Genomic DNA, 23,609 nt, shown 5'->3' with positions numbered 1-23,609 from the left:
GGCGGTGGCCCGGGGCTTCGGCCGCCGGACCGCCGCTCAGCGGGGCACGCGGGGGAACAGCGTCCGGGGCGCGTCCACGCACGTGTCCCGTGAGACCGGTCCGCCGAACCGCAGCCGGTCGTACGCCGTGAACGCCGGCTCCAGGGCGTCCAGCTCGTCCACGCGCGCGTGGAGGGCGAGGCGCCACTCCGGCGAGGGATCGTCCCCGGCCGCCGCGAGGCGCGCGGTGATCTCCGCCGTCAGCTCCGCCTTCCGGCGGATGCCCGCCGGGGTGACCGCGTGCAGGCAGACGTACCGGCCGCTCAGATAGGCCGCCCACTCGGCGTCCCCCTGCGCGGGGTCCTCCCAGTGCCCCGTGAACCACGTCCGCAGGTGCTCGACCCCGCCCGCCGCGTCGGCGAGGGCGAACAGATCGCGCGGCACCATCTCGGCGCCGTCCGACCGCAGGTAGCCGGGCAGCGGCAGCAGGCCGGCGAGCATCAGCCGCCGGACCTCGTCGGGGTCCCGGCCGAGCGCGCCGCACAGCGCCTCCAGGGGGACGAACTGCGCGGTGACGTACGCGTCGTCGTCGGCGGTCATCGGATGGTCGCCGTTCACCTCGCGGAACCGCTCGGCCATCTCGGCGATCCGTACGGCGGCGGGCGTCCTGTCCGTCATGGCGTCACTCCCTCGGGAAGGCCGTCCGGGCCGGTCCCGGACGGTGTTCCCGCAGGCTAGAAGCCGGATCGTGCGGCGCCCACCGAACCGTCGCCGGCCCACCCGGTCCGGTGTCTCCAGTGGCGCCGCACGACCGGCGGTCCATGACGCGGGCCCTCAGGCCCGGTCGGCCGGCTTCCTGCGCCGCCAACCCCACAGGGCGAGCGCGGCGGCGCAGGCCGAGCCCACCAGGGTCAGCGGCAGCCCGGCCGACGGGCCGGAGCCCTCCTCCTCCGTGGCCTTCTTCGGGGGCGCCGCCACCGTCCGCGCCCCCGACCGGGGCGCCTCCGCCTCGGCGCCGCGTCCCTGGCGGGCCACCGACACGGTCCGCGTGCCCGAGCCGGCCGCCGCCTTCGCCCGTACCGGCGCGAGCGAGCCCACCGCCTGCACCCGGCCCGCGGCCTCGAAGCCCCAGTCGAGCAGTTCCCGCGCCTCCTCGTACACGGTGAAACCGCCACCCGCCTGAGGGTTCATCACCGAGACGACGAGCGTCCGGTCGCCGCGACGGGCAGCGGAGATCAGGGTGTTGCCCGCGTTGCTGGTGTAGCCGTTCTTGATCCCGAGGAGCCCCGGGTAGCGCTCCACCCCGTTCTCGCCGGTCAGGAGCCGGTTGGTGTTGGCGATGCCGTACGACCAGGAGCCGGCCGGGAACTCGGCGTACGGCGTCGAGCAGTACCGGGCGAAGTCCGGGTCCTGGAGCCCGGCCCGGCCGAACACCGCCAGGTCGTACGCGGAGGACACCTGACCGGGGGCGTCGTACCCGTCAGGGGAGACCACGTGGGTGTCCTCGGCACCCAGGGAGCGGGCCTTCTCCTGCATCTGCCGGGTCATCGACTCCCAGCCGCCGTTCATCGACGCCAGGACGTGCACGGCGTCGTTGCCCGAGCTGAGGAAGACGCCGTTCCACAGGTCGGAGACCTTGTACGTGTACCCCTCCTTCACCCCGACCATGCTGCTCCCCGCCCCGATCCCGGTCAGCTCGGAATCGGCCACGGTGTGCCGCTCGGACGGCGCGTGGTGGGGGAGCGCGGTGAGCGCGAACAGCGCCTTCAGGGTGCTGGCGGGCGGCAGCTTCCGGTGCGCGTCGTGCGCGGCGAGCACCTCGCCCGAGGAGGCGTCCGCCACCACCCACGACAGCGCGGACAGCGAGGGCACGGCGGGCGCACCCGGCAGCCGCTGCACCTGGGTTCCCCGCCGGTCGAGCCGCGCCGGGTCGACGTACTGGCGCGCGGGCGGCGTGGGCTCCCCCACGACGCGCGCAGGGGCCGGGGGAGAGGCGACGGCCGCCGGAACGGGCAGCACGAACAGCAGCGCCGCGGAACCGGCGGCGGCATGACGGACAGCTGACGTGACGATCATTCAGCCACCGTAGGAAGGGCGTGCGGACCGCGCAGATCGAAGTGCGCCGACCGGGGGAGCGGATGCGGCGTACGGCGGCGAGTCGTGCGTCCGCCCGGGTGGTGTCGTGGCCGGACCCGCCGTGGAAGTCCGCCCCGGTGGTGCCCGGACGCCGGCCCCGTCCGGCCCGCCCCCGCTGTCGGAGGCGCAGGGCATCCTTGTGACGTGCCCTCACACCCGAACCAGAGCAACGCCGTTCCGGACCGAGCGACCGGAGCGGCCGCCGAACCGGCGGGCCGGTCCGTCCCCGGCCCCGCCCGATCGCCCGGGCCACCCGCCGGCGGCCCGTTCGGCGCGTCCGTCCTCGGGACCGAGCGGCACTCCCGCACCGGCCCTGCCGGACACATGATCGTGTGCGGCGGCGACGCCCTCGCCCACCGGCTCGCGCGCGAACTCCACGAGGTGTACGGGGAACAGGTCACCCTCCTGGTGCCGGTGCTGCCCGACGAGCCCCGCACACCCGCCGGCCGCACCGGCCGGGCCCTCGCCCTCTTCGGGCGGGTGACCGCCGCGGTGACCCGCACCGCCGGGGCCGCGGCCCCGGCGGACGGCGTCGATCCGGTGGGCGCCCTGCGGGTCGTCGAGGCGGCGGAGGCCGACCACCGGGCCCTGACGGACGCCGGGGCGGAGCGCGCCGCAGCTCTCGCGCTCGTCCACGAGGACGACGAGACCAACATCCGGGCCGCGCTGACCGCCCGCCGTCTCAACCCCCGCCTGCGCCTGGTGATCCGGCTCTACAACCGCAAGCTGGGTCAGCACCTCGAAACCCTTCTCGACCAGGCCGCCGTCGTCGCCGAGCCCGGCCTCGACCCCGAGAAGCTCGACGCCGCCACCACGGTCCTCTCCGACGTCGACACCGCGGCTCCCGGCCTCGCCGCGGCCGCCGTCGCGGGGACCAGCAAAGTGGTCCAGGCCGGTGGACTGCTCCTGCACGCCGTCGACCGGCCGCCCGTCGCGGGCCAAGCGCCGGACCCCGGCCTCTGCACGCTCGCCCTGCTCTCCGCCACCGCCGGCGACCCGGCCGGCTGCGAGGGCTCCGAACGCAGCGGCGACGCCGGCCCGCGACTCCTCCCGGACGACCGGACCGTCGCCGCCGCCACCGGACGGGCCGCCGTCACCCTCGAAGCGGTCACACCGGCGGGCCCGGCCCTCCCCGCGGCTCGCCTCGCCGCCTCCGCGCTGCCCGTCGCCTCGCTCTTCTCCCGCCGTCTGCGCTGGTCCCTCGCGGGCGCCGTCGCCGCGGTCCTCGCGCTCGCTCTCGCCTCCACCTTCATCACCGGCGACCACCCCCTGCACGCCGCCTATCTGACGCTCCTCGACATCTTCGCCATCGGCGACCCCGCGGTCGGTGAACCGACCGGCCGCCAGGTCCTGCAGATCCTCGCGGGGTTCGTCGGCCTCCTGCTGCTCCCGGTGATCGTCGCCGCCCTCCTCGAAGGCCTCGGCACCTTCCGCAGCGCGACCACCCTGCGCCGTCCCCCGCGCGGCCTCTCCGGCCACGTCGTCCTCCTCGGGCTCGGCAAGGTCGGCACCCGCGTCCTCGCCCGACTCCGCAGACTCAACATCCCGGTGGTGTGCGTCGAATCCGACCCGGAAGCCCGGGGCATCGCCGTCGCCCGACGGCTGCGCGTCCCCACCGTCATCGGCGACGTCACCGAGGAAGGCGTCCTGGAAGCGGCCCGCATCCACCGCGCGCACGCGCTCCTCGCCCTGACCAGCGTCGACATCACCAACCTGGAGGCCGCGCTCTCCGCCCGCGCCGTCACCCCCGACCTGCGGGTCGTGCTGCGGCTGTACGACGACGACTTCGCCACCGCGGTCTTCCGCACCCTGCGGACCGCCCACCCCGGGGCCCTCACCCGGAGCCGCAGCGTCTCGCACCTCGCGGCGCCCGCCTTCGCCGGCGCCATGGTGGGCCGCCAGGTCTTCGGAGCCGTACCCGTCGAGCGGCGTGTCCTGCTCTTCGCCGCCGTCGACGTCGCGGACCACCCGCTCCTGGACGGCAGGACGGTCGCCGAGGCCTTCCGCCCCGGCGCCTGGCGGGTCATCGCCCTCGACCGCGCCGGCCACACCACCTCCGGCGAGGGCTGGCGCCTCGCTCCCGAGCGTCTCCTCGGCCCGGAGGACCGGGTCGTCGTGGCCGCCACCCGCCGCGGCCTGGCCGAACTCCTCGGCCGTGGTGACCGGCACCGGGGCGGCCGGTCCGGTCGGGGCGATGCGACCGACCGGGCTCGCCCGGGTGCTGCGACCAGCAGCGACAGCGCGCCGGACAACTCCGTACGAACAGAGCAGGGTTGACCGTAGGATCTGACCGCTCACGTGCCGAGACGGCCCGCACCCGCAGTCAGGAGCCCCTTCCTTGAACACACCGCACACCACGGCCGCCGGCCGCCCGCCCCACCGCATGGACCCCGCCGGCGGCTGCCCGCACGCCGTGAACGCCCGGCTGCTCGCCGAGGGCGCCGTCGCCCCCGTGGTGCTGCCCGGCGAGATCGAGGGCGTGGCGGTGCTCGGTCACGACGCGCTGCGCGACTTCCTCACCCACCCCGACGTCGCCAAGGGCCCCCAGCACTTCACCGCCCTCGCCGAGGGCCGCATACCCGAGGGCTGGCCGCTGCGGACCTTCGCCGTCCTCCCCGGCATGATGACCGCCGACGGAGCCGACCACCGCCGCCTGCGCACCCTCGTCAGCAGCGCCTTCACCGCCCGCCGTGTCGAGGAGCTCCGCCCGCGCGTCGAGAGCGTCACCGCCGGCCTGCTCGACGGACTTGCGGAGGCCGCCCGCGAAGGCGACGGCGTCGCCGATCTGCGCCGCCACTACGCGCTGCCCCTCCCGCTGGGCGTCATCTGCGAGCTCCTCGGCGTCGACCCGGCCCACCAGGGCCGGCTGCACCACCTCTCCAGCCTGATCGTCGCCACCGACACCGAGCCCGCGCAGGCCGTCGCCGCCAACCGCGAACTCGTCGAGCTCCTGGGCTCCATCGCCGCCGACAAGGCCGCCGCGCCCGGCGACGACCTCACCAGCGCCCTCATCGCCGCCCGCGACGAGGGCGGCGACCGGCTCAGCCAGCCGGAGCTCATCGGCACCCTGCTCCTGATGATCGTCGCGGGCCACGAGACCACCCTGAACCTCGTCACCAACGCGGTCCGCGCGCTCTGCGCCCACCGCGACCAGCTCGCCCTCGTCGTCGAGGGACGCGCCGACTGGGCCGACGTGGTCGAGGAGACCCTCCGCTGGGACAGCCCCGTCAGCTACTTCCCGTTCCGCTACCCCACCCGCGACCTCACCGTCGACGGCACCCTCATCCCCCGTGGCACCCCCGTCCTCGCCGGATACTCGGCGGCGGGCCGCGACACGAAGGCGCACGGCCCGGACGCCGACCGCTTCGACGTCACCCGCGCCACGACGGTGAAGCACCTCTCGCTCGGCCACGGCCCGCACTACTGCCTGGGCGCCCCGCTCGCCCGCTTGGAGGCCGCGATCGCCCTGGAGGCGCTCTTCACCCGCTTCCCCGACCTGGACCTGGCGGTCCCGGAGGCCGAGCTGACCCGCCACTCCGGATTCGTCGGCAACAGCGTCCGAGCCCTCCCCGTCCGCCCGGGCGTCTGAGAGCGCGTCGCCTTCCGGGGCACGCCGACTTCACGATCCTGGCCCGTCCCGGCCGCGACGGGCGGCGCGCCGGCTCAACCGGCGCGCCCCCTGGCCGTCGCGGGGGAGGCCCGCAGGGCGGAGACGAGGCGCAGCAGCCGGTCCTCGTTCCCGGCGAGGCCCGCCGCGCGCAGCGCCTCGTCCGCCTCCGCCATCGGGTGGGTCAACATCACCCCCGCGTACGGGGCGAGCTGCGGGTCGGTCAGCACGGCCTGGGTGGACTCGAGCAGCCGCAGGTACGCCTGGGCGGCCGCGCGCTCGCTGGCGGTGATCGTGGTCATGTCGGGCTCCCTCTCGACAGTTCGGCGCTCACCACTCTCTCGTACGGGTCTGACAACCACGTCTGTAGCCGCTCCGGCAGGATCAGTGCAGCCTGCCGCGCCTCTCAGAGGCGCGGGGGCGGCGACCATACTGTGGTCGGGTCCGGCCGGGGCGAAGGAGACGGATCACCACGTGCACGGCAAGGGCGATCGGGAGAAGGATCCTGGCGATCCATGACAAGCGCAGCAGGTTGTCGGACCAGGACAACGCGGTCTTTCCCCCTTCGGGCAGGCCGAAGAGGAGGATCGCGAGCAGGAGCGAAAGGACGACGGACGCCAGCGCGGCGATACCCAAGCAGCCGCCGAGCCCTGTCCACTGCCTCTTGGTGCGATCCACGCTGAGCCCCCGCCTCGTATGCGTATTCTCGCTCACGCACCACGACCGGTGACAGAGCGGTGGCAGGAGCCTCAGGCCCGCCCGTCGAGGTGCGCTGCCAGCCGCTCCAGGAAGACCCGCTGGCCCGACACGAGCAAGGGGGCGGCGGCCTCCGGCGCGAACCAGCCCACCCGGTCGATCTCCGGGAACTCCTCCTGGACGCCCGACCGGGGCGGCCACTCCATGACGAAGGTCCCCGGCACCACCCCGGCCGGGTCGAGATCGCCTTCGACGGCCCACACGGTGACGAGCTTCCCGCTCCGCTGGCGGGCCTCGCCGAGGTCGACCCACTCCCCGTCCGGGGCCGGGAGCCCCAGCTCCTCCAGGAACTCCCGGCGTGCCGCGGCCTCGGGGGCCTCGTCGGGCTCGTACTCCCCCTTGGGGATCGACCAGGACGACTCCTCGCGGGACGCCCAGAAGGGCCCGCCCATGTGACCGATGAGGACCTCGACGCCTCCGCCCGCCGTACGGCGGTAGACCAGGAGACCCGCACTGCGCTTGTCCGGCATGCGCCCCAGTCTGTCCGAAGGGCCCGGCCGCCGCAGCCCCGCGCGCAAGGTCCCGCCCCTACTCCTCGGCGGAGACCGTCACCGGACCGCCCGCGAGGTCCACGCCGCTCGTCCACCGCGCCCCCAGCCGCACCGAACGCCAGGGGACGAGCGTCCCGCTCGACCGTTCCCGCCGCAGAGGGACGCCGTCCTGGGCGACGGTCAGGACCGGTCGCACGAGCCGCCGCTCCGGCCGGACGAGCAGCGACGTGGCGGCTTCCGGGCCCAGGAGTCCGGGTGTCACCCACCTCAGCGGCCCCACCGCCGTCACCGGCACCCCGGTGGCCGGCCAGGGGCCGCCGCCGAGCCGTTCGAGCACCGCCCCGGCCACCGCCCGCCCCTCGGCGGCGGCCACGAGCGCCGGCTCCACCCCGCGCAGGAGGTTGCCGACGGCGAAGACCCCGGGCTCGGCGGTACGGAAGCCCCGGTCCGTCACGGGGCCCCGGGTGCCGGGGGCGAGGGGCAGGCCGCGGGCGCGGACGAGCTCGTGGTCCGGGATCCAGTCGCCGGTGAAGACCACCGTGTCGCACCGCAGCACGGACGTCCGCCCGTCCCCGCCCCGCACCGCGACCCCGGTCAGCCGGCCGCGACCGAGCAGCTCCGTCACGACGGCGTCGGCGAGCACCGGGACGCCTGCGAACGTGACGGCGGGGGAGGGAAGTTCGGTGACGACGGCCGCCACGTCCACCCCGGCCGCACGCAGTGTGCGCACCGCGCCCCGGGCCACCGGGTCGCCGCCGACGACCACCGCCCGGCGTCCGATGTGCTCCGGTCGCGGCCCGAACCGTACGACCGTGCGCTGGAGTTCGCCCGTGGTCAGCACTCCGGCGGGGCGCGTGCCCGGGACGAGCCGGGCGCTGCGGGGCCGTTCGCGGGCGCCGGTGGCGAGGACGACCGCGCCTGCTCGGATGCGTTCGAGTCCGGTCGGGGCGGTGACCTCCAGGGTGAGGGGTCCGGCCCAGCCGGTGGCCGAGACGCCGGTACGGAGGACCGCCCCCGCCCGCAGCGCCTCCCGTACCGCGCGTCGCGCGTACGCCGGGCCGGTCAGGGCGCGCCCGAGGGCGTCCGCACCGAATCCCGGCCGGGCGCAGTGGCGCGGTACCCCGCCCGCGGTCGCCTCCCGTTCCAGGACCTCGACACGGCCCGCGCCCGCCGCCGCGAGCCGAGCGGCAGCGGCGAGCCCGGCGGGCCCCGCACCCACGACGAGCACGTCGACCGTACGAGTCACCGCGCCCCCTCCCCGTACCCCACCGCGCTCCGCTCTTCCCTCGGCCCCTGTTCGAACAGCGCCCGCACCTCCGCGCCGCAGTGGTGGCCCTGGCAGCGGCCGCCTCGGGCGCGTGTCCTGCGCCGCAGACCGTCGAGGCCGCCCGGCGGGATCGTGGACGTGAGCGCGGCCCGGATCTCGCCCCGGGTCACCCGCTCGCAGTGGCAGACGATCGTGCCGAACTCCGGTTCGCGGGCGATGAGTTCGGCGTCGCGGTACGGGCGGGGGAAGGCCTCGCCGAGGTTCGGCATGCGGACCGGGGCGAGCGGGCGGGTCGGCCCCGGGTCGAGGCCGCAGTCCGCGAGGAGGCCGAGCACGTGCTCGGCGATGGCGAGGGAGGCGGTGAGCCCGGTGGAGCGGATCCCGCCCACCGTCACGTACCGCAGCGCGGGGTGCGCGGCGATCCGGTAGTCCTCCTGCCCGGTCGCGGCCCGCAGCCCCGCGTACACGGCGGTGACCTCCTCGTCGAGGAGCGCGGGGAGGATCCGGCCGCCCTGTTCGCGCAGCCCGGCGAGGCCCTCGGCCGTCGTGCCCGTGGCGGTCTTGTCGTCGAGGTCCTCGGCGGTGGGCCCGAGCATGACGTTCCCGTACACCGTCGGCGAGATCAGCACGCCCTTGCCGAGCGGCCCGGGTACGGGCAGCAGGATGTGCCGGACCAGGTCGCGGGCGAACTTGTCGAAGACGAGCAGCTGACCGCGGCGCGGGGTGACGGTGAAGTCCTCCCGGCCGACGAGCGCGTCGAACGCGTCGGCGTGGAGGCCGCAGGCGTTGACGAGCAGGCGCGTCCGCAGCACTCCGCGGCGGGTGACGAGACGGTGGTACGGGTCACCCGGACGCACCTTCTCCACCCGGCAGTTCAGATGCAGGTCGACCCCGGAGCGGACGGCCTGCGTGGCGTACGCGAGGGTCGTCGTCCACGGGCAGATCACCGACTCGCCCGGAACCTCCAGGGCGCCCAGCGCACCGGGACCCAAGTGCGGTTCCCGCGCGGCGAGTTCGGCGGCGGTGAGGAGACGGGTGGTGCGGTGGCCGTTGTGTTCCGCCTTCTCCGCGAGACGGGGGAGCGTCGCCCGCTGCTGTTCGTCCCAGGCGACGAGCAGCGCCCCCAGTGGCTCGACGGGGATGCCGGCCTCCCGGGCGTACGCGCCGAGGAGCCGGTGTCCCTCGCGCACCAGCCGGGCCTCCAGGGTGCCGGGCGCGGCGTCGAAACCGGTGTGGAGGATGGCGGTGTTGGCCTTCGAGGTGCCGTCGCCGACGTCGTTCGCGGCCTCCACGAGCGCGATCCGCAGCGGGTGCCGGGCCAGGGCGCGGGCGATCGCGGAACCGACGACCCCGGCGCCGACGACCACGACGTCGTACTCCGAGTCCTCACCGGTGGGAAGCGGCCCGGTCCGCGTGACACTCACAGGGACCCGCTGCCGATCGCTCCGTCCGACCGCTCCACCAGCGCCGACACCTCCGCGCGGAAGCGCCCGAGGCGCGTCGCCGCCTCGTCGGCGGAGATCCGGGGCTCGTACACGGCCGAGGGCTTCCACTCCGGCACGGCCTCGCGGAGCGTGAGTCCCGGCCGGTGTCCGAGTCGGGCGACGGCGCCCACTCCGAGCGCCGTGGCGTCGGGCAAGGACGAGACCTCGACGGGGAGTTGCAGCAGATCGGCCTGGGTCTGCATGAGCAGGGCCGACCGGGTCAGGCCGCCGTCGGCGCGCAGCGAGGTCAGCGGCGCGCCCCGGTCGGAGGCGGCGGCCGCGGCGAGCTCCACCACCTGGGCGGCGATGCCCTCGCACAGGGCGCGCACCAGATGGCCGGGTCCGGTGTCCAGGCCGAGGCCGGTGAGCGAGCCGCGCACGTCGCCCCGCCACCAGGGTGCGGCGAGGCCCGCGAACGCGGGGACGAAGGTGACGCCGCCGGTGTCCGGCACACTGCCGCCGACCGCGTCGAGCTCCCCGGCCCCGCCGATCACGCCCAGGTCGGTGAGCCAGCGCACGGCCGAGGCGACGGTGTACACCTGGCCGTCGAGGCAGTGGGCGACCCGCCCGCCGAGCCGCCAGGCCACGCAGCTCACCAGTCCCGAGGCGGCGCGGCGGGGCTCGGGGCCGGTCTGCGCGAGGAGGAAGGCGCCCGTACCGTAGGTGCACTTGGCGGCGGCGGGGTCGTCGGCGCTCTGCGCGAGCAGCGCCGCCTGCTGGTCCACGAGCAGCCCGGTGAGCGGCAGGGCGGGGCCGAACGCGCTGGTGGTGCCGACCGGGGTGTCGCAGTCGACGATCCGGGGGAGCGCCTCGCCGCCGAGTCCGTACAGGTCGAGGGCGGTCTCCGACCAGGCGACCGTGTCGAGGTCGAGGAGACCGGTGCGTCCCGCGGTCGCCGCGTCCGTGACGAACGCGCCCGTGAGCCGGCGGACGAGCCAGGCGTCGCTGGTGGTCACCACGCCGGCTCCGGTGGCGTGGCGGCGGATCCAGGCCATCTTGGGTGCGGCGAAGTAGGGGTCGACCGGAAGGCCGGTGAGGCGGCGCAGTTCCTCGGCGTGGGCGTCGAGGCCGGCGCAGACGCCCGCGGCCCTGCGGTCCTGCCAGACGAGGGCGTCGGTGAGGGGTTCCCCCGTGGCCGGGTCCCAGGCGAGCACGGTCTCGCCCTGGTTGGCGAGGCCCACGGCGACGACGGGCACGTCCGCCTCGGCGAGCGCCGCGCGCCCGGCGGCGACCACCGAGTCGTACAGCTCACGCGGGTCGACCTCGACCAGGCCGCCGGGGAGGTGGCGGGGCCGGACGGGCGCCGTGCCGGTGCCGACGACTCCGCGCTCGGGGCAGAGGACGAGGGCCTTCGTGCCCGACGTGCCCTGGTCGACGGCGAGTACCGCTCCGCCCGACATCCCGCTGCTCCCGTCGCTCGACCGCTCCGTGATCATCCGATCACCGAAAAGGGTCAGGGTGCCGTCGCCGGAGGCCTTCGTCAAGCCTCGGGGGGCGAGCACGTCAGGTCGCCGCGCATACCTGACAGTAAGTCAAATTCAGTCGTTGGCTTAATAGTTACTGTCACAAAAGAAAGTGGACCGGTCGCATCCAGAGCCCTCTATAGTGATCGCCGATCAACGGCCGGGACGCCCGCCGGGGGACTGACCACCCCCTCCATCCACCGAGGACCCATGTCATCCACACCACGCCCCACCCCCTGATGGCCGGACACGGATTCCGGCCCGTCTACCACCCCGCCGGCCATGACCACGCCCTGCGCAACGCCGTCCAGGACTTACGCACCGGCCGCTGGGTGTCCATGGCGCGGCTGCTCGACGAGACCTCCGACTGGGACGCCTGGACCCGGCGCACCCAGGTCCTCGCCGCCGTCGCCGCGGGCAGTGACGTCGTCCCCATCTGGCGGGCCGAGCAGCCCGAGAGCCTCGCCGCCGCCGTGATGCACAGCCGGGTCGCCGTCGAGCGCGCCGTCCGCGCCCACCGCGCGGGCCACGCCCGGACCCGGGAGCTCTGGCAGGAGGCCTGGACCGCCTGCCGCGAGGCCTCCGAGCGGTCGCCCGCCGATCCCGTGCCCTGGATCGGCCTCATCGCCCTCGCCGCACTCGACGGCGGCCGGCGGATGGCCGAGCACCGGCTCACCCCGCCGGCGCCCATGCTGCCGCCCGGCCCCTGGGGCCTGCTCGCCGAGGTGGAGAAGCGCGACCCGCACAACCGCGAGGCCCACCACCGCATGCTGCAGTTCGTCTACGCCCGACGGACCGGACCCCTCTCCGAGGCCGTCAACTACTGCTACTGGGCCGCCGGTTCGGCGCCCGTCGGCTCCGCCCTGCACGCCCTCCCGCTCTACGTCCGCGTCGAGCGCTACCGGCGCGAGCGCGGCCACGAGCGCGCCCTCGACCTCCACTGGGTCGCCGAGGACGCCGTACGGGACGCCCAGCGCGCCCTGGACACCTGGTTCCTCTTCTGCGCCACCGACGAGGCCTCGCTGCTCGACCTCAACCACCTGGCGCACGCCCTCTTCGGAGCCCTCCGCTTCGCCGACGCGGCCCGCGTCTTCGAGGCCCTCGGCCCGTACTACACGACCCTCCCGTGGGCCTACCGCACCGATCGCCCGGACGACCGCGCCCTCGCCGAGGAGGTCTTCGTGCGCGCCCGCGCCCGCAGTCTCAGCGGCTGACGCGCCCGCCCCCGGCGCCCCCCGCTTCCACCCCCCACCCCCGCTCCCCCCCGTCCCCCGGAGGTCCCCCATGGCCCGCACCGAAGCCCCCCTCGACGAGATACGCAAGCCACCGCCGTCCCAGGACGAGGAGGCGAGACTCAGAGAGCTCGGCTACCAGCCCGTCCTCGCCCGCCGGATGGACGGCTTCGGCAACTTCGCCATCAGCTTCTCGGTCATCTCCGTCCTCTCCGGCTGCATGACCCTCTACGGCTTCGGTCTCGGCACCGGCGGACCCTCCGTCATGCTGTGGGGCTGGGCCGGCGTCGGCCTCTTCGTGCTGTGCGTGGGCCTCGCGCTCGCCGAGGTCACCAGCGCCTACCCGACCTCCGGCGCGCTCTACTACATGGCCGACCGGCTCGGCGGGCGCCGCTGGGGCTGGTACACGGGATGGCTGAATCTGCTCGGTCTGCTCGGCGCCATCGCCGGCATCGACTACGGCGCCGCCCTCTTCACCGGAGCGTTCCTCAACCTCCAGTGGGGCTTCGTGCCGACCCCGGGTTCCACGTTCCTGATCTTCCTCGCGATCCTGCTGCTCCACGCCGGCCTCAACCTCTTCGGCGTCCGCCTGGTCAGCGTCCTCAACTCGGTCAGCGTCTGGTGGCACCTGATCGGCGTCGCGGTCATCGTCGGCGCGCTCGCGTTCGTCCCCGACCGGCACCAGTCCGTCGACTTCGTCTTCACGACCTTCGTCAACGACACCGGCTGGGCCAACCCGTTCTACGTCGCCGCGATCGGCCTGCTCCTCGCCCAGTACACCTTCTCCGGCTACGACGCCTCGGCGCACCTGTCCGAGGAGACGTCCAACGCCTCCGTCACCGCCGCCAAGGGCATCGTCCGCTCCATCTGGGTCTCCTGGCTCGCCGGCTTCGCGCTCCTCGCCGGGCTCACCTTCGCGATCCAGGACTACGCGGGCACGCAGAACAGCGCCACCGGCGTCCCGCCCGCCCAGATCTTCCTGGACGCGCTCGGCTCCGGCGGCGCCGCCGCCCTGCTGCTCGTCGTGATCGTCGCCCAGCTCTTCTGCGGCAACGCCGAGGTGGCCGCCGCGAGCCGCATGGTCTTCGCCTTCAGCCGTGACAACGCCCTTCCCGGCTCCGCGCTCTGGCGCAAGGTCAGCGGCAGCACCCAGACCCCCGTCCCGGCCGTCTGGCTCGCGGTCGGCGTGGCCGCCCTGCTCGCCGTCCCCTCGCTGTACTCGGCCACGGCCTACGGCGCGGTCACCGCGATCAACGTCATCGGCATCACCCCCGCGTACGCCATCCCGATCTACCTGCGGCTGCGCGCCGGGAAGCGCTTCGTCCCCGGCCCGTGGAGCCTCGGCCGCTGGAGCAGGCCGATCGGCTGGATCGCCGTCGTCTGGGTGGCGCTCGTGACGGTCCTCTTCTGCCTGCCGCAGAAGTCCCCGGTGAACGTCGACACCATGAACTACGCGGTCATCGCGCTCGCCGTCGTACTGATCCTGGCCAGCGTCTGGTGGTACGTCGCCCGCCGCTCGTACGGCACGCCGACCGCGTACGGCACCGCCCGCGAGGAGGCCGAGATCGCCGAGGGGATCATCTGATCCCCCGCACCGTGACGGAACGCCCCGGCAGCCCCGCTGCCGGGGCGTTCCCGCGTACGGAAGCGGGTCCCCTCAGGCGCTGAACTCGTAGGTCCAGGCCGCCGACTGGGCCGAGAAGTCGATGTCCGTGATCTCCAGGGCGTGCCCGTGCTGGTCGCTGACGACCCGGTGGACGACCAGCCGCGCCGCGCCGCCCGCCGTCGTCGCGGCCGGACCGGGCGGGACGCCGACCGACTCGCGGTGGGTGATCCGCAGCCCCGCCTGGTGCATCCAGTGGTACAGGAGCCGCAGGTCGGGCTGTTGGCGGCAGTCCCTGCCCCGGCGGTAGCGGGAGAGCTGGGGGATCTCGGCGAGGGCCGGCCGGGAGAACCAGGACACCGCCCGCTGGAGCGCCGCCCCGTGCGGTCCGAGGACCGTGTGCCGGTGGACGAGCGTGGGTTCCCCGGGGGTGAGCAGGAGCCGTGGCGCGAGGGGCGTGGGCGGCGGCTCCCAGGCGAGCGAGGCCCGTACGAGCGCCTCTGCGGCCTGCGGTCCACCGGGGAAGGTCGGCCTGCGGGCCGTGAGTGCGGGTGCGGCCGGCTCCGGTTCCGCCTCCTCGGCGGCGGCGAAGGTGCCGCGCCGGTCGGTGACCACGAGCCGTTCGTCCCTGAGGAGTTGGAGCGCGCTGCGGACGGTCTGCCGGTTGACGTGGCAGCGCTGGGAGAGCGTGCGTTCCGACGGGAGCCGGCTGCCGGGGGAGATGCGCCGCTGGGTGAGGTCCTCGCGCAGGGCGGCGGCGACCCGGAGGTAGAGCGGCACTTCCGTCACCGACTCGGATGCGGGCTCGGCCATGTTCAACCCTCTCTTCGCTCAGCGTGACCGCGTGGGTCGTGTGGGTGATCAATTCCTATCATTGGTCTAAACCATTTAGCTAGGCCGGCCTCGCAGAGTGGCCGAAACGAGTGGCGGGCCGTGTAATGAGGTACCAGGTGACCGGGCCGAGAACGTATCGGCGGGAGAAGGCGGGTGAGGCCGGATGACGACACCGTTGGAACGCGCCGCACGGGGCAAGGCGGCCCGCAAGCGCGTCCCCCGCGCCGACCACGGCCGCTGGATACCCAGGTCACAGCGCCCCGACCCGCTCGCGGTCCTGGAGCGCGAGTCCCTGGACCGACTGCCCGACCTCGTACCCATCCGGTACGCCAGGATGTCCGTGTCCCCCTTCGCCTTCCTGCGCGCCGCCGCCGGCATCATGGCCGCCGACCTCGGCGCCGAGCGCCACACCGGGCTCACCGTGCAGCTCTGCGGCGACGCCCATCTGCTGAACTTCGGGGTGTACGCCTCACCCGAACGCACGCTCCTCTTCGACGTGAACGACTTCGACGAGACCCTCCCGGGACCCTTCGAGTGGGACGTGAAGAGGCTCGCCGCCAGCGTCATGGTCGCAGCCCTCCAGAACGGCAGCTCCAAGCCCAAGGCCCACCGCGCCGCGCTCGTCGCCGTCGAGTCGTACCGCACGAACATGCGCCGCCTCGCCGGCCTGGGCGAGCTCGAGGTCTGGTACGAGCGGATCTCCGCCGACGACATCCTCCACGTGGTAAGCGGCGAGGACCGCGCCCGCCTCACGAAGCGGCTCGCCGGCGCGCGCCGGCGCACCAGCCTCCAGGCCCTCGCCAAGCTGACCGAGAAGGACGCCGCGGGCAACCGCCACATCGTCGAGGACCCACCGCTCCTCGAACGCGTCACGGACGTCGACCGGGTCACCCTCGGCAAGATCTTCAGCGACTACCGCAGCTCCCTCGCCGAGGAGCGCCGCGTCCTGCTCGACCGCTACCACTTCATCGACGCCGCCCGGAAGGTCGTCGGAGTCGGCAGCGTCGGCACGCGCTGCTTCGTCCTCCTCCTCGAAGGACGGGACGACGGCGACCCGCTCATGCTCCAGATCAAGGAGGCCGGCCGCTCCGCCCTCGAGCCGTACCTGCCGCCGACCGCCTACCCCCACCAGGGCCGCCGCGTCGTCTCCGGCCAGCGGCTCACCCAGGCCGCCAGCGACATCTTCCTCGGCTGGATGACCGGACCCGAGCAGCGCCACTTCTACTGGCGGCAGCTGCGCGACATGAAGGGTTCCGCCGAGGTGGAGAGCATGTCCCCAGCCACCCTGCGGGACTACGCGCGGCTCTGCGGCCGGGCCCTGGCCCGCGCGCACGCCCGCTCCGGCGACCGGATCGCCATCGCCGCCTACCTCGGATCCTCGGACGTCTTCGACCGGGCCGTCGCCGACTTCGCGCTCGTCTACGCCGGGCAGAACGCCGACGACTACGCGGCGCTCGGCGCGGCCATCGCCTCGGGCGTGGTGACCGCGGCCCCGGGCGCCTGAACCGGGCATCCGGGGCCGGCGGCCCCGGTCAGCCCTCGTCGCGGCGCAGCGGCGGCCCGACCGGGGTCCGGGCCACGGACCCGAAGAGCACCGCACGCACCACGGCGGGTGCGAACAGCACCGTCATCGGGTGGGTGAGGGTGATCGCCTTGCGGAAGGCCGCGCCGACGACCGGGTCGCCCGCCGCGCGCTCCTGCACCCGGCCCATGTACCAGCCGACCGCCTTGTCGAGGGCGCCCGGGGCGTCCTCGGCGCCGACGGCGCCGGGCATCTTCTTGTCGGCGCCCGTCGAGACGTCCCATGCCTGCCGGGAGGCGTCGAGGAGGGCGCGCTGCACGTTCCGGGTGGTCGGGGTCCGCTTCGGGTCGGCGAGCGCCCGGCGCAGGGCGGCGGCGGAGATCGCCGCCACCGCCATGCCCTGCCCGTAGACCGGGTTGAAGGCGCACAGCGCGTCGCCGGTGGCGAGGAAGCCGGCCGGGCGGCGGCCCGGACGGTCGTACCGGCGCCGGATGTTGGCGGTCTTGCGGAAGCCGTACACCGGGGACACCGGCTCCGCCTTCGCCAGCCACTCGGTGATCAACGGGTGCGGCATCCGCTTCGCGTAGTCCTCGAACGCCCCTTCGTCCGTGGGCGGTTCGTTGCCGCGCAGCCCCGAGAGGGTCACGAGATGCGTGCCGTCGCCGACGGGCAGCACGACGGCCCCGTACTCCTGGTCGGGGTTGGGCACGATGAAGTAGCCCATGGCGTCGCTGTCCAGCACGCCCGCCGGGGCCCGGTATACCCGGGTGGCGTAGGCGAGACCGGTGTCGATGGTCTCCTCGTGCGGCGCCTCGGCGCCGAGCGCCGCCAGCCAGTCCGCCGCCTTCGTGGACCTGCCGGAGGCGTCGACGACCAGATCGGCCTCCAGGACGCGGGTCTCCTTCTCGGCGCCCGCGCCGCGCTCGCGCAGCCGTACGCCGCGGACGCGCGAGGAGTCGCCGGTCAGGCCCACCGTCTCGTGGCCTTCGAGCAGCTCGATCCGCGGATCGGCGCCCACCCGCTGCCGCACCAGCCACTCCAGCTGCGGGCGCGGACCCGAGTAGAAGTGCACGGTGGCGGGGAGCCGCTGCATCCACTTGCCGTTCTGCCACTGCACCATGTCCTCGGGCACGCCCACCTTGGGCGCTCCGAGTTCCCGCAGCTCGTCCACGAACCCCGGCAGCAGCTCGTCGAACGCCTGCTGCCCGCCCGCGATGAGGACGTGCAGGTGCCGGCCCTGCGGGACCCCCGGCCGGGCCTCGGGCCCCTCCGGGTAGCGGTCGCGCTCGACGACCGTCACCTTCTCGGCGTGCTCGGCGAGTACCCGAGCGGCAAGCAGTCCAGCGAGACTTCCCCCGATGACCACCGCGTGACGTGTCGCGCGGCGGCCCAAGACGTCGGCCATACCCGCCCTTTCGTGTCGTGGAACTACAACTGTCCAGTATCCACGCCGGTGCGGGCCGCGTCGCGTGCCCCGGGTCTCGGGCGCCCGATGTGGCCGAAGGCGGACCGTGGAGTGGCCGCCCGACCGTGGTCGGACTACTCCTCGGGGCCGAGCTCCGCCAGCGCGCCCGTCAGCCATTCCACCCAGAACCGCTCCAGATCGACCCCGCCCCGCAGGACGAGGTGGCGCAGGCGGTCCGGTTCGGTACGGCGGCGCTCCGCCGGGAAGTCCCGCTCCTCGATCGCGAGGTACTCGTCCAACTGCTCCTGGTGCAGGGTGAGGTGGCGCTCCAGCTCGGCCCGGAGCCCGCTCGCGCCGACCATCGCCGCGGCCCGCATCCGCAGCAGCAGGGAGGAGCGGAGCGGCTTCGGGTCCTCGGACCGCGCGACCCAGTCGCTCAGCTCCGCCCGGCCGGCGGGCAGCACCTCGTACTCCTTCTTCTGTCCCCGCGCGGGCACCGGAGCGGGCAGGGCGCGGATGTGCCCCGCCTGCTCCAGCTTCCCGAGCTCGCGGTAGATCTGCTGGTGCGTGGCCGACCAGAAGTAGCCGATCGACTTGTCGAAGCGGCGCGTCAGTTCGAGGCCGGAGGACGGCTTTTCGAGCAGCGCGGTGAGGATCGCGTGCGGGAGGGACATGCTCGCATCCTAGGTTCGGCCGGCCACGGTGATCACGGAGCGGCCGTCACAGCGCGGCGGCGAGCCGGGTGCCCTGGTCGATGGCCCGCTTAGCGTCCAGCTCGGCGGCGACGTCCGCCCCGCCGATGAGGTGTGCCGGGCGGCCCGCGGCCACCAGCTCCTCGTACAGGTCGCGGCGGGGCTCCTGACCGGCGCAGAGCACGACCGTGTCGACGGGCAGCAGCTGCGGCTCGCCGTCGATCGTGACGTGCAGCCCGGCGTCGTCGATCCGCTCGTACGACACGCCCGCCATCATGCTGACGCCCCGGTGCTTGAGCTCGGTGCGGTGGATCCACCCGGTCGTCTTGCCGAGGCCGGCGCCGACCTTGGAGGTCTTGCGCTGGAGCAGGTGCACCTGGCGCGGCGGCGCGCTCCGCTCGGGCGCGCGCAGTCCGCCGCGGTTCTCGTACGAGGTGTCGACGCCCCACTGGCGGAAGTACGTCTCGGGGTCCTGGCTCGCGCCCTCGCCGCCGTCCGTGAGGAACTCGGCGACGTCGAAGCCGATGCCGCCGGCACCGATGATCGCGACGCGGTCCCCGACCGGGGCGCCGTCCCGCAGCACGTCGAGGTAGCTGAGGACGCTCGGGTGGTCCTCGCCCGCGATCCCCGGCGTGCGGGGGGTGACGCCGGTGGCGACGACGACCTCGTCGTAGTCCTCCAGGTCGGCGGCCGACACGTACGTGTTCAGGCGGACGTCGACGCCGCGCTCGGCGAGCTGGACGCGGAAGTAGCGCAGCGTCTCGTCGAACTCCTCCTTGCCCGGCACCCGCTTGGCGATGTTCAGCTGGCCGCCGATCTCGGCGGCGGCGTCGAAGAGGGTGACGGAGTGGCCGCGCTCGGCCGCCGAGACGGCGCAGGAGAGTCCGGCCGGGCCCGCGCCGACGACGGCGATCCGCTTGGCGAGCCTGGTCGGGGAGAGGACGAGCTCGGTCTCGTGGCAGGCGCGCGGGTTGACCAGGCAGGAGGTGATCTTCAGGCTGAAGGTGTGGTCGAGGCAGGCCTGGTTGCAGCCGATGCAGGTGTTGATCGTCTCGGCGCGGCCGGCGGACGCCTTGTTCACGAAGTCCGGGTCGGCGAGGAACGGGCGGGCCAGCGAGACCAGGTCGGCGCGGCCGTCGGCGAGGATCTCCTCGGCCACCTCGGGGGTGTTGATGCGGTTGGAGGTGACGAGCGGCACGGAGACCGCGCCCATCAGCTTCTTCGTCACCCAGGTGTAGGCGCCGCGGGGCACGGAGGTGGCGATGGTGGGGATGCGCGCCTCGTGCCAGCCGATGCCGGTGTTGATGATGGTCGCGCCGGCGGCCTCGATCTCCTTGGCGAGCGCGACGACCTCGTCGAGCGTGGAGCCACCCGGGACCAGGTCGAGCATGGAGAGGCGGTAGACGAGGATGAAGTCCTCGCCGACGCGCTCGCGGATCCGGCGGACGATCTCCAGCGGGAAGCGGACCCGGTTCTCGTACGAGCCGCCCCAGCGGTCGGTGCGCTGGTTGGTCGCGGCGGCGATGAACTCGTTGATGAGGTAGCCCTCGGAGCCCATCACCTCGACGCCGTCGTACCCGGCCTCCTTGGCCAGCTCGGCGCAGCGCGCGTAGTCCTCGACGGTCTGCTCGACCTCGGCGTCGGTCAGCTCGTTCGGTACGAAGGGGCTGATGGGCGCCTTGAGCGGGCTCGGGCCGACGAGGCCGGGGTGGTAGGCGTACCGGCCGAAGTGCAGGATCTGCATGGCGATCCTGCCGCCCTCGGCGTGCACGGCGTCGGTGATCAGCCGGTGCTCGGCGACCTCCTCGGCCGTGGTCAGCTTGGCCCCGCCGTCCCACGGGCGGCCGGCCTCGTTGGGCGCGATGCCGCCGGTGACGATGAGCCCCGCGCCGCCGCGGGCCCGCTCCGCGTAGAAGGCCGCCATGCGCTCGAACCCGTGCTCGGCCTCTTCGAGGCCGACGTGCATCGACCCCATGATCACCCGGTTGGGCAGGGTGGTGAACCCGAGGTCGAGCGGGCTCAGCAGGTGCGGGTACGGGGTCGGGGTCATGGGGGCGCCTCCTCGCGCAGGGGTCGTCGACGTCAGTTCTAGGCGACCGCGCACGGGTTCTGCAACTAGTTGCAGAAGGATGGGAGGGTGATGTCTACTACTCGGTAGGAAGGGTGGGGCGGGGGCGTCCGGGGCCGGGGAGAGGCGTCGGGCGGACACGTACCGGACCCCGGGGAAGCGCCGGGCGCGATGTGTACCGGACCCCGAGAGCGCCGGGCGGGCGTGTCGCGGACCGGGGCAGGGCGCCGCGCCGGAGCCCGGCGCCCCGGGCTCACGAGGAGCGGCTCGGGCCGCCCGCCACCTCCGCCGCTGCCGCCCACGCGTCCAGGTCCTCCGGAGTGCGGGGCTCCGCCGCGCCCGCCGCCAGCAGGCCGTGCGTCCGCAGGACGCGCGCCACCGACGTGCCCCAGGGCCGGCGCAGCCGGGCCGCGGCCAGCAGGTCGTCGTCCGCGAGCAGCTCGGCGACCGGGCCCGTGCGCAGACCGGCGGGGGAGAGCACCGCCGCCTCGTCGGCCCAGCGCAGCGCCAGATCCACGTCGTGGGTCGCCATCACCACCGTCGTCCCCGCCGCCCGCAGCCGCTCCAGGGCGTCGAGCAGCCGCTCCTGCCCGTGCGGGTCGAGCCCGGCCGTCGGCTCGTCCATGATCAGCACCCGGGGCCGCATCGCCACGGCGCCCGCGATCGCCGCCCGCTTCCGCTGTCCGTACGACAGCAGGTGCGTCGGCCGGTCCTCCAGGGCCACGATGTCCAGCGCCTCCAGCGCCTCCCGCACCCGGAGCCGTACCTCCTCCTCGGGCAGCCCCAGGTTCGTCGGGCCGAACGACACGTCCTGGCCGACCGAGGCCGCGAACAGCTGGTCGTCCGGATCCTGCACGACCAGCTGCACCGTGGTCCGCAGCCGGGTGAGCCCCTTCCGGTCGTACGCGACCTCGGCCCCGTCCAGGAGCAGCGACCCGCTCTCGCACCGCAGCCCGCCGCTGAGGAGCCGCAGCAGCGTCGTCTTGCCGCTGCCGTTGCGGCCCAGGAGCGCGATCGCGCGCCCCTCCGCCACCGCGAAGTCCACGCCCGACAGGACCGCGGGCCCGTCCTCGTAGGCGAAACCCGCCTTCGCCAGCTCCACGACGGGGGCCGAAGACGTCACGGAAGTCAGGGAAGTCACGGAAGGAGCCTTTCCAGTACGAGGGTGAGGGCGACGAGCCCCGCGAGGAGCACGCCCGTCGCCGTGAGGAACCGCCGGGAGACCGCGCACGCGGGCACCAGGACCCGCAGCGTCCCGTCGTAACCGCGCCCGGCGAGCCCCGACTGCAGGCGCTGCGCCCGGTCGAAGGCCCGCACGAACGTGGTCGCGCCGAGTCCGGCGAGCGAACGCCACGTCGCGGCCCGGGTGGTGTGCCCGAGCCGGGCCGCCTGGGCCTGCCGGATCTTCGTCATCGAGTCGAGGAGCAGGAAGATGATCCGGTACATCACGAGCGCCACGTCGACCACGGGCGCCGGGACGCCCGCCCGGACGAGCCGGGGCAGCACGTCGGACACCGGTGTCGTGAAGGCGAAGAGCAGCACCCCGAGCGAGGCCGAGGCCGTCCGGAGGAGCAGCTCGACCGCGTGCGCGGGACCGTCGGGCGCGAGGGCGACGAGGCCTCGCGGACCGCCCACCTCGAAGAGCAGCGGAACGGCGCCCGTGACACAGAAACCGAGGGGAATGCGGAAGGCCCGCCACAACTGGCGGCCCGGCACACCCGCCGGACCGAGCAGCACCGCGAGCGTGGCCGCCGCCACGAGCACCGCGCCCGGCCACGGCGGCAGGCCCACCGCGCACAGCGTCAGGCCGAAGCCGAGGAACGCCTTCTCCAGGGGGTGACGGCGGCGCCAGCGACTGCTGTGCGCCGCCGCGTCGATCGGCAGCATCGGCGCTACGCGCCCGATCCGTCGACCGGCGAGGAACCGGTCGCGCCGGCTTCCGTACCCGGCGCGCGGGTGGCGGTCGCGCCGGCACCGGAGTCCGCACCGGCGCCCGCCGCACCCGTACCGGAACCGCCGCCGTTGGTCGCCTCGCCCTCCGCGACCGCACCGGTCCGCCCCGCCGCCTCCGCGGCCCTCGCCGCGCCCTGGCGGCGGCCGCGGCGCAGGCCGAAGTAGTAGGCCAGGACACCGGCGCCGATCGCCGCCTGGAGGGCGAACAGCGCCGACTCGATCTCGCCGGAGGGCGGCTCGTACAGCGGGCTGAACCACGGCTTGTAGTCCGGCCGGATCTCCGTGATCGCGGTCTGCGCCTCCCCGTCGGACCCGCTGAACGGCTGCTCCTTGTCGTCCCCGAGGCCCAGCGCGAGCGGCAGGACCGCGAGCGCGGCCACGAGGAGCAGCAGCAGGGCGTTGATCTTGGTGTTCCGGCTCATCGCGCGGCCGCCTCCTCGTGCCGCTCCGCCCGCGGCCGGGCGAGGACGCCGAGGCGCGTCAGCTCACCCTTGCTGGACTGCGTGAGCAGCCGCATCACGAGCACGGTCAGCAGACCCTCGCTGACCGCCAGCGGAATCTGGGTCACGGCGAAGATCCCGCCGAACTTGGCCAGCGCGCCGGGCACACCGCTGCCGGGGTCGGGGAACGCGAGCGCCAGCTGCACACTGGTGACGCAGTACGTGGACAGGTCGGCGACGAACGCGCCGAAGAAGACGGCCACCATCAGGGGCGCGCCGAACCGCCGGAACAGCCGGTACGTCCCGTACCCCGCCCACGGCCCGACGATCGCCATCGAGAAGGCGTTCGCGCCGAGCGTGGTCAGTCCGCCGTGCGCGAGCAGCAGGGCCTGGAAGAGCAGGGTGATCGTCCCCAGGACCGCCATGATCGGCGGCCGGAACAGGATCGCGCCCAGCCCCGTACCGGTCGGATGCGAACAACTCCCCGTCACCGACGGCAACTTGAGCGCGGACAGGACGAAGGTGAAGGCCCCGGACGCGCCGAGCAGCAGGGTGGATTCGGGATTCGACCGCACCTCGCGGGTCAGCGCGCGCACCCCGTGGACGACGAACGGAGCGGCCGCGACGCCCCAGGCAGCGGCGTGCACAGGGGGCAGATACCCCTCGGCTATATGCAT

21 protein-coding genes are annotated in these 23,609 nt (G+C 74.4%); 5 read left to right on the top strand and 16 right to left on the bottom strand.

The window, feature by feature from the left end; translation table 11 throughout:
* Positions 1 to 36 precede the first annotated feature (36 nt).
* Together ACFYX3_RS15470 and ACFYX3_RS15465 are read right to left on the bottom strand one after the other, a co-directional pair.
* Positions 37 to 657, bottom strand: coding sequence for a DUF6058 family natural product biosynthesis protein (locus ACFYX3_RS15470; protein ID WP_382657669.1), 621 nt, complete (start codon positions 655 to 657; stop codon positions 37 to 39).
* Positions 658 to 813: 156 nt separating this feature from the next.
* On the bottom strand, positions 814 to 2,055 hold the full coding sequence (locus ACFYX3_RS15465) for a D-alanyl-D-alanine carboxypeptidase family protein (protein WP_389013073.1): 1,242 nt from the start codon (positions 2,053 to 2,055) through the stop codon (positions 814 to 816).
* A gap of 384 nt (positions 2,056 to 2,439) precedes the next feature.
* On the opposite strand from ACFYX3_RS15465, the gene ACFYX3_RS15460 reads away from it, so the two are divergent.
* Positions 2,440 to 4,392: a potassium channel family protein gene (locus tag ACFYX3_RS15460; RefSeq protein WP_389013228.1), complete on the top strand. Its 1,953-nt coding sequence runs from the start codon at positions 2,440 to 2,442 to the stop codon at positions 4,390 to 4,392.
* A 106-nt stretch (positions 4,393 to 4,498) separates the two neighbouring features.
* The gene (locus ACFYX3_RS15455) at positions 4,499 to 5,704 is read left to right on the top strand and encodes a cytochrome P450 (protein WP_389013225.1); all 1,206 of its coding nucleotides are present in this window, start codon (positions 4,499 to 4,501) and stop codon (positions 5,702 to 5,704) included.
* A 74-nt stretch (positions 5,705 to 5,778) separates the two neighbouring features.
* Here the strand turns inward: ACFYX3_RS15455 and ACFYX3_RS15450 are convergent, their stop codons facing one another.
* The 6 genes from ACFYX3_RS15450 to ACFYX3_RS15425 form a co-directional block, all read right to left on the bottom strand.
* On the bottom strand, positions 5,779 to 6,024 hold the full coding sequence (locus ACFYX3_RS15450) for a hypothetical protein (protein ID WP_116162721.1): 246 nt from the start codon (positions 6,022 to 6,024) through the stop codon (positions 5,779 to 5,781).
* A gap of 82 nt (positions 6,025 to 6,106) precedes the next feature.
* Positions 6,107 to 6,400, bottom strand: a complete 294-nt coding sequence (locus tag ACFYX3_RS15445; protein WP_382657663.1) for a hypothetical protein — start codon at positions 6,398 to 6,400, stop codon at positions 6,107 to 6,109.
* A 71-nt stretch (positions 6,401 to 6,471) separates the two neighbouring features.
* The gene (locus ACFYX3_RS15440) at positions 6,472 to 6,948 is read right to left on the bottom strand and encodes an NUDIX domain-containing protein (RefSeq protein ID WP_382657660.1); all 477 of its coding nucleotides are present in this window, start codon (positions 6,946 to 6,948) and stop codon (positions 6,472 to 6,474) included.
* A gap of 58 nt (positions 6,949 to 7,006) precedes the next feature.
* Complete coding sequence (locus ACFYX3_RS15435) at positions 7,007 to 8,215, bottom strand: FAD-dependent oxidoreductase (RefSeq protein ID WP_389013068.1); 1,209 nt, start codon at positions 8,213 to 8,215, stop codon at positions 7,007 to 7,009.
* Positions 8,212 to 9,660: an FAD-dependent oxidoreductase gene (locus tag ACFYX3_RS15430; RefSeq protein ID WP_389013064.1), complete on the bottom strand. Its 1,449-nt coding sequence runs from the start codon at positions 9,658 to 9,660 to the stop codon at positions 8,212 to 8,214. The genes ACFYX3_RS15435 and ACFYX3_RS15430 overlap by 4 nt, the downstream gene beginning before the upstream one ends.
* Positions 9,657 to 11,120, bottom strand: coding sequence for an FGGY family carbohydrate kinase (locus tag ACFYX3_RS15425; RefSeq protein WP_389013222.1), 1,464 nt, complete (start codon positions 11,118 to 11,120; stop codon positions 9,657 to 9,659). The genes ACFYX3_RS15430 and ACFYX3_RS15425 overlap by 4 nt, the downstream gene beginning before the upstream one ends.
* A 302-nt stretch (positions 11,121 to 11,422) precedes the next feature.
* Between ACFYX3_RS15425 and ACFYX3_RS15420 the strand changes: the two genes are divergently transcribed.
* Both ACFYX3_RS15420 and ACFYX3_RS15415 read left to right on the top strand, forming a co-directional pair.
* Positions 11,423 to 12,397, top strand: a complete 975-nt coding sequence (locus tag ACFYX3_RS15420) for a hypothetical protein (protein WP_389013061.1) — start codon at positions 11,423 to 11,425, stop codon at positions 12,395 to 12,397.
* A 70-nt stretch (positions 12,398 to 12,467) separates the two neighbouring features.
* The gene (locus ACFYX3_RS15415; RefSeq protein ID WP_376590894.1) at positions 12,468 to 14,000 is read left to right on the top strand and encodes an amino acid permease; all 1,533 of its coding nucleotides are present in this window, start codon (positions 12,468 to 12,470) and stop codon (positions 13,998 to 14,000) included.
* A 72-nt stretch (positions 14,001 to 14,072) separates the two neighbouring features.
* On the opposite strand, the gene ACFYX3_RS15410 is transcribed toward ACFYX3_RS15415, so the two are convergent.
* The gene (locus ACFYX3_RS15410) at positions 14,073 to 14,831 is read right to left on the bottom strand and encodes a GntR family transcriptional regulator (RefSeq protein WP_389013057.1); all 759 of its coding nucleotides are present in this window, start codon (positions 14,829 to 14,831) and stop codon (positions 14,073 to 14,075) included.
* Positions 14,832 to 15,015: 184 nt separating this feature from the next.
* Between ACFYX3_RS15410 and ACFYX3_RS15405 the strand changes: the two genes are divergently transcribed.
* Positions 15,016 to 16,356, top strand: a complete 1,341-nt coding sequence (locus ACFYX3_RS15405) for a DUF2252 domain-containing protein (RefSeq protein WP_389013054.1) — start codon at positions 15,016 to 15,018, stop codon at positions 16,354 to 16,356.
* Between the two features lie 28 nt (positions 16,357 to 16,384).
* Here the strand turns inward: ACFYX3_RS15405 and ACFYX3_RS15400 are convergent, their stop codons facing one another.
* The 7 genes from ACFYX3_RS15400 to ACFYX3_RS15370 all read right to left on the bottom strand — a co-directional run bounded on the left by ACFYX3_RS15400 (position 16,385) and on the right by ACFYX3_RS15370 (position 23,609).
* Positions 16,385 to 17,779 carry an FAD-dependent oxidoreductase gene (locus ACFYX3_RS15400; RefSeq protein WP_389013051.1) on the bottom strand — a complete coding sequence of 465 codons (1,395 nt, stop codon included), beginning with the start codon at positions 17,777 to 17,779 and terminating at the stop codon, positions 16,385 to 16,387.
* 134 nt (positions 17,780 to 17,913) lie between these two features.
* Positions 17,914 to 18,453 (bottom strand): PadR family transcriptional regulator, encoded by a 540-nt coding sequence (locus tag ACFYX3_RS15395; RefSeq protein WP_389013048.1) that lies wholly within the window; start codon positions 18,451 to 18,453, stop codon positions 17,914 to 17,916.
* Positions 18,454 to 18,499: 46 nt separating this feature from the next.
* Positions 18,500 to 20,521: an FAD-dependent oxidoreductase gene (locus tag ACFYX3_RS15390; RefSeq protein ID WP_389013045.1), complete on the bottom strand. Its 2,022-nt coding sequence runs from the start codon at positions 20,519 to 20,521 to the stop codon at positions 18,500 to 18,502.
* 271 nt (positions 20,522 to 20,792) lie between these two features.
* Entirely contained in the window at positions 20,793 to 21,662 is an 870-nt protein-coding gene (locus tag ACFYX3_RS15385; RefSeq protein ID WP_389013042.1) for an ATP-binding cassette domain-containing protein, read from the bottom strand.
* Between the two features lie 14 nt (positions 21,663 to 21,676).
* Positions 21,677 to 22,426 carry a cobalt ECF transporter T component CbiQ gene (cbiQ, locus tag ACFYX3_RS15380; protein WP_376590880.1) on the bottom strand — a complete coding sequence of 250 codons (750 nt, stop codon included), beginning with the start codon at positions 22,424 to 22,426 and terminating at the stop codon, positions 21,677 to 21,679.
* Positions 22,427 to 22,431: 5 nt separating this feature from the next.
* Entirely contained in the window at positions 22,432 to 22,914 is a 483-nt protein-coding gene (locus ACFYX3_RS15375; RefSeq protein ID WP_389013037.1) for an energy-coupling factor ABC transporter substrate-binding protein, read from the bottom strand.
* Positions 22,911 to 23,609, bottom strand: a complete 699-nt coding sequence (locus ACFYX3_RS15370; protein ID WP_352028049.1) for an energy-coupling factor ABC transporter permease — start codon at positions 23,607 to 23,609, stop codon at positions 22,911 to 22,913. Before ACFYX3_RS15370 ends, ACFYX3_RS15375 begins: the two co-directional genes overlap by 4 nt.

It is taken from the genome of Streptomyces sp. NPDC002463, from assembly GCF_042889835.1.
GTDB classification, from domain to species: Bacteria; Actinomycetota; Actinomycetes; order Streptomycetales; family Streptomycetaceae; genus Streptomyces; species Streptomyces nymphaeiformis.
This window is presented reverse-complemented; position numbering and strand designations above follow the sequence as displayed.

Coding starts and splice junctions, on each gene's coding strand:
- ACFYX3_RS15470 (WP_382657669.1), bottom strand. CDS start 657: ATGACGGACAGGACGCCCGCCGCCGTACGGATCGCCGAGATGGCCGAG.
- ACFYX3_RS15465 (WP_389013073.1), bottom strand. CDS start 2,055: ATGATCGTCACGTCAGCTGTCCGTCATGCCGCCGCCGGTTCCGCGGCG.
- ACFYX3_RS15460 (WP_389013228.1), top strand. CDS start 2,440: ATGATCGTGTGCGGCGGCGACGCCCTCGCCCACCGGCTCGCGCGCGAA.
- ACFYX3_RS15455 (WP_389013225.1), top strand. CDS start 4,499: ATGGACCCCGCCGGCGGCTGCCCGCACGCCGTGAACGCCCGGCTGCTC.
- ACFYX3_RS15450 (WP_116162721.1), bottom strand. CDS start 6,024: ATGACCACGATCACCGCCAGCGAGCGCGCGGCCGCCCAGGCGTACCTG.
- ACFYX3_RS15440 (WP_382657660.1), bottom strand. CDS start 6,948: ATGCCGGACAAGCGCAGTGCGGGTCTCCTGGTCTACCGCCGTACGGCG.
- ACFYX3_RS15425 (WP_389013222.1), bottom strand. CDS start 11,120: ATGTCGGGCGGAGCGGTACTCGCCGTCGACCAGGGCACGTCGGGCACG.
- ACFYX3_RS15420 (WP_389013061.1), top strand. CDS start 11,423: ATGGCCGGACACGGATTCCGGCCCGTCTACCACCCCGCCGGCCATGAC.
- ACFYX3_RS15415 (WP_376590894.1), top strand. CDS start 12,468: ATGGCCCGCACCGAAGCCCCCCTCGACGAGATACGCAAGCCACCGCCG.
- ACFYX3_RS15410 (WP_389013057.1), bottom strand. CDS start 14,831: ATGGCCGAGCCCGCATCCGAGTCGGTGACGGAAGTGCCGCTCTACCTC.
- ACFYX3_RS15405 (WP_389013054.1), top strand. CDS start 15,016: ATGACGACACCGTTGGAACGCGCCGCACGGGGCAAGGCGGCCCGCAAG.
- ACFYX3_RS15400 (WP_389013051.1), bottom strand. CDS start 17,779: ATGGCCGACGTCTTGGGCCGCCGCGCGACACGTCACGCGGTGGTCATC.
- ACFYX3_RS15395 (WP_389013048.1), bottom strand. CDS start 18,453: ATGTCCCTCCCGCACGCGATCCTCACCGCGCTGCTCGAAAAGCCGTCC.
- ACFYX3_RS15390 (WP_389013045.1), bottom strand. CDS start 20,521: ATGACCCCGACCCCGTACCCGCACCTGCTGAGCCCGCTCGACCTCGGG.
- cbiQ (WP_376590880.1), bottom strand. CDS start 22,426: ATGCTGCCGATCGACGCGGCGGCGCACAGCAGTCGCTGGCGCCGCCGT.
- ACFYX3_RS15375 (WP_389013037.1), bottom strand. CDS start 22,914: ATGAGCCGGAACACCAAGATCAACGCCCTGCTGCTGCTCCTCGTGGCC.
- ACFYX3_RS15370 (WP_352028049.1), bottom strand. CDS start 23,609: ATGCATATAGCCGAGGGGTATCTGCCCCCTGTGCACGCCGCTGCCTGG.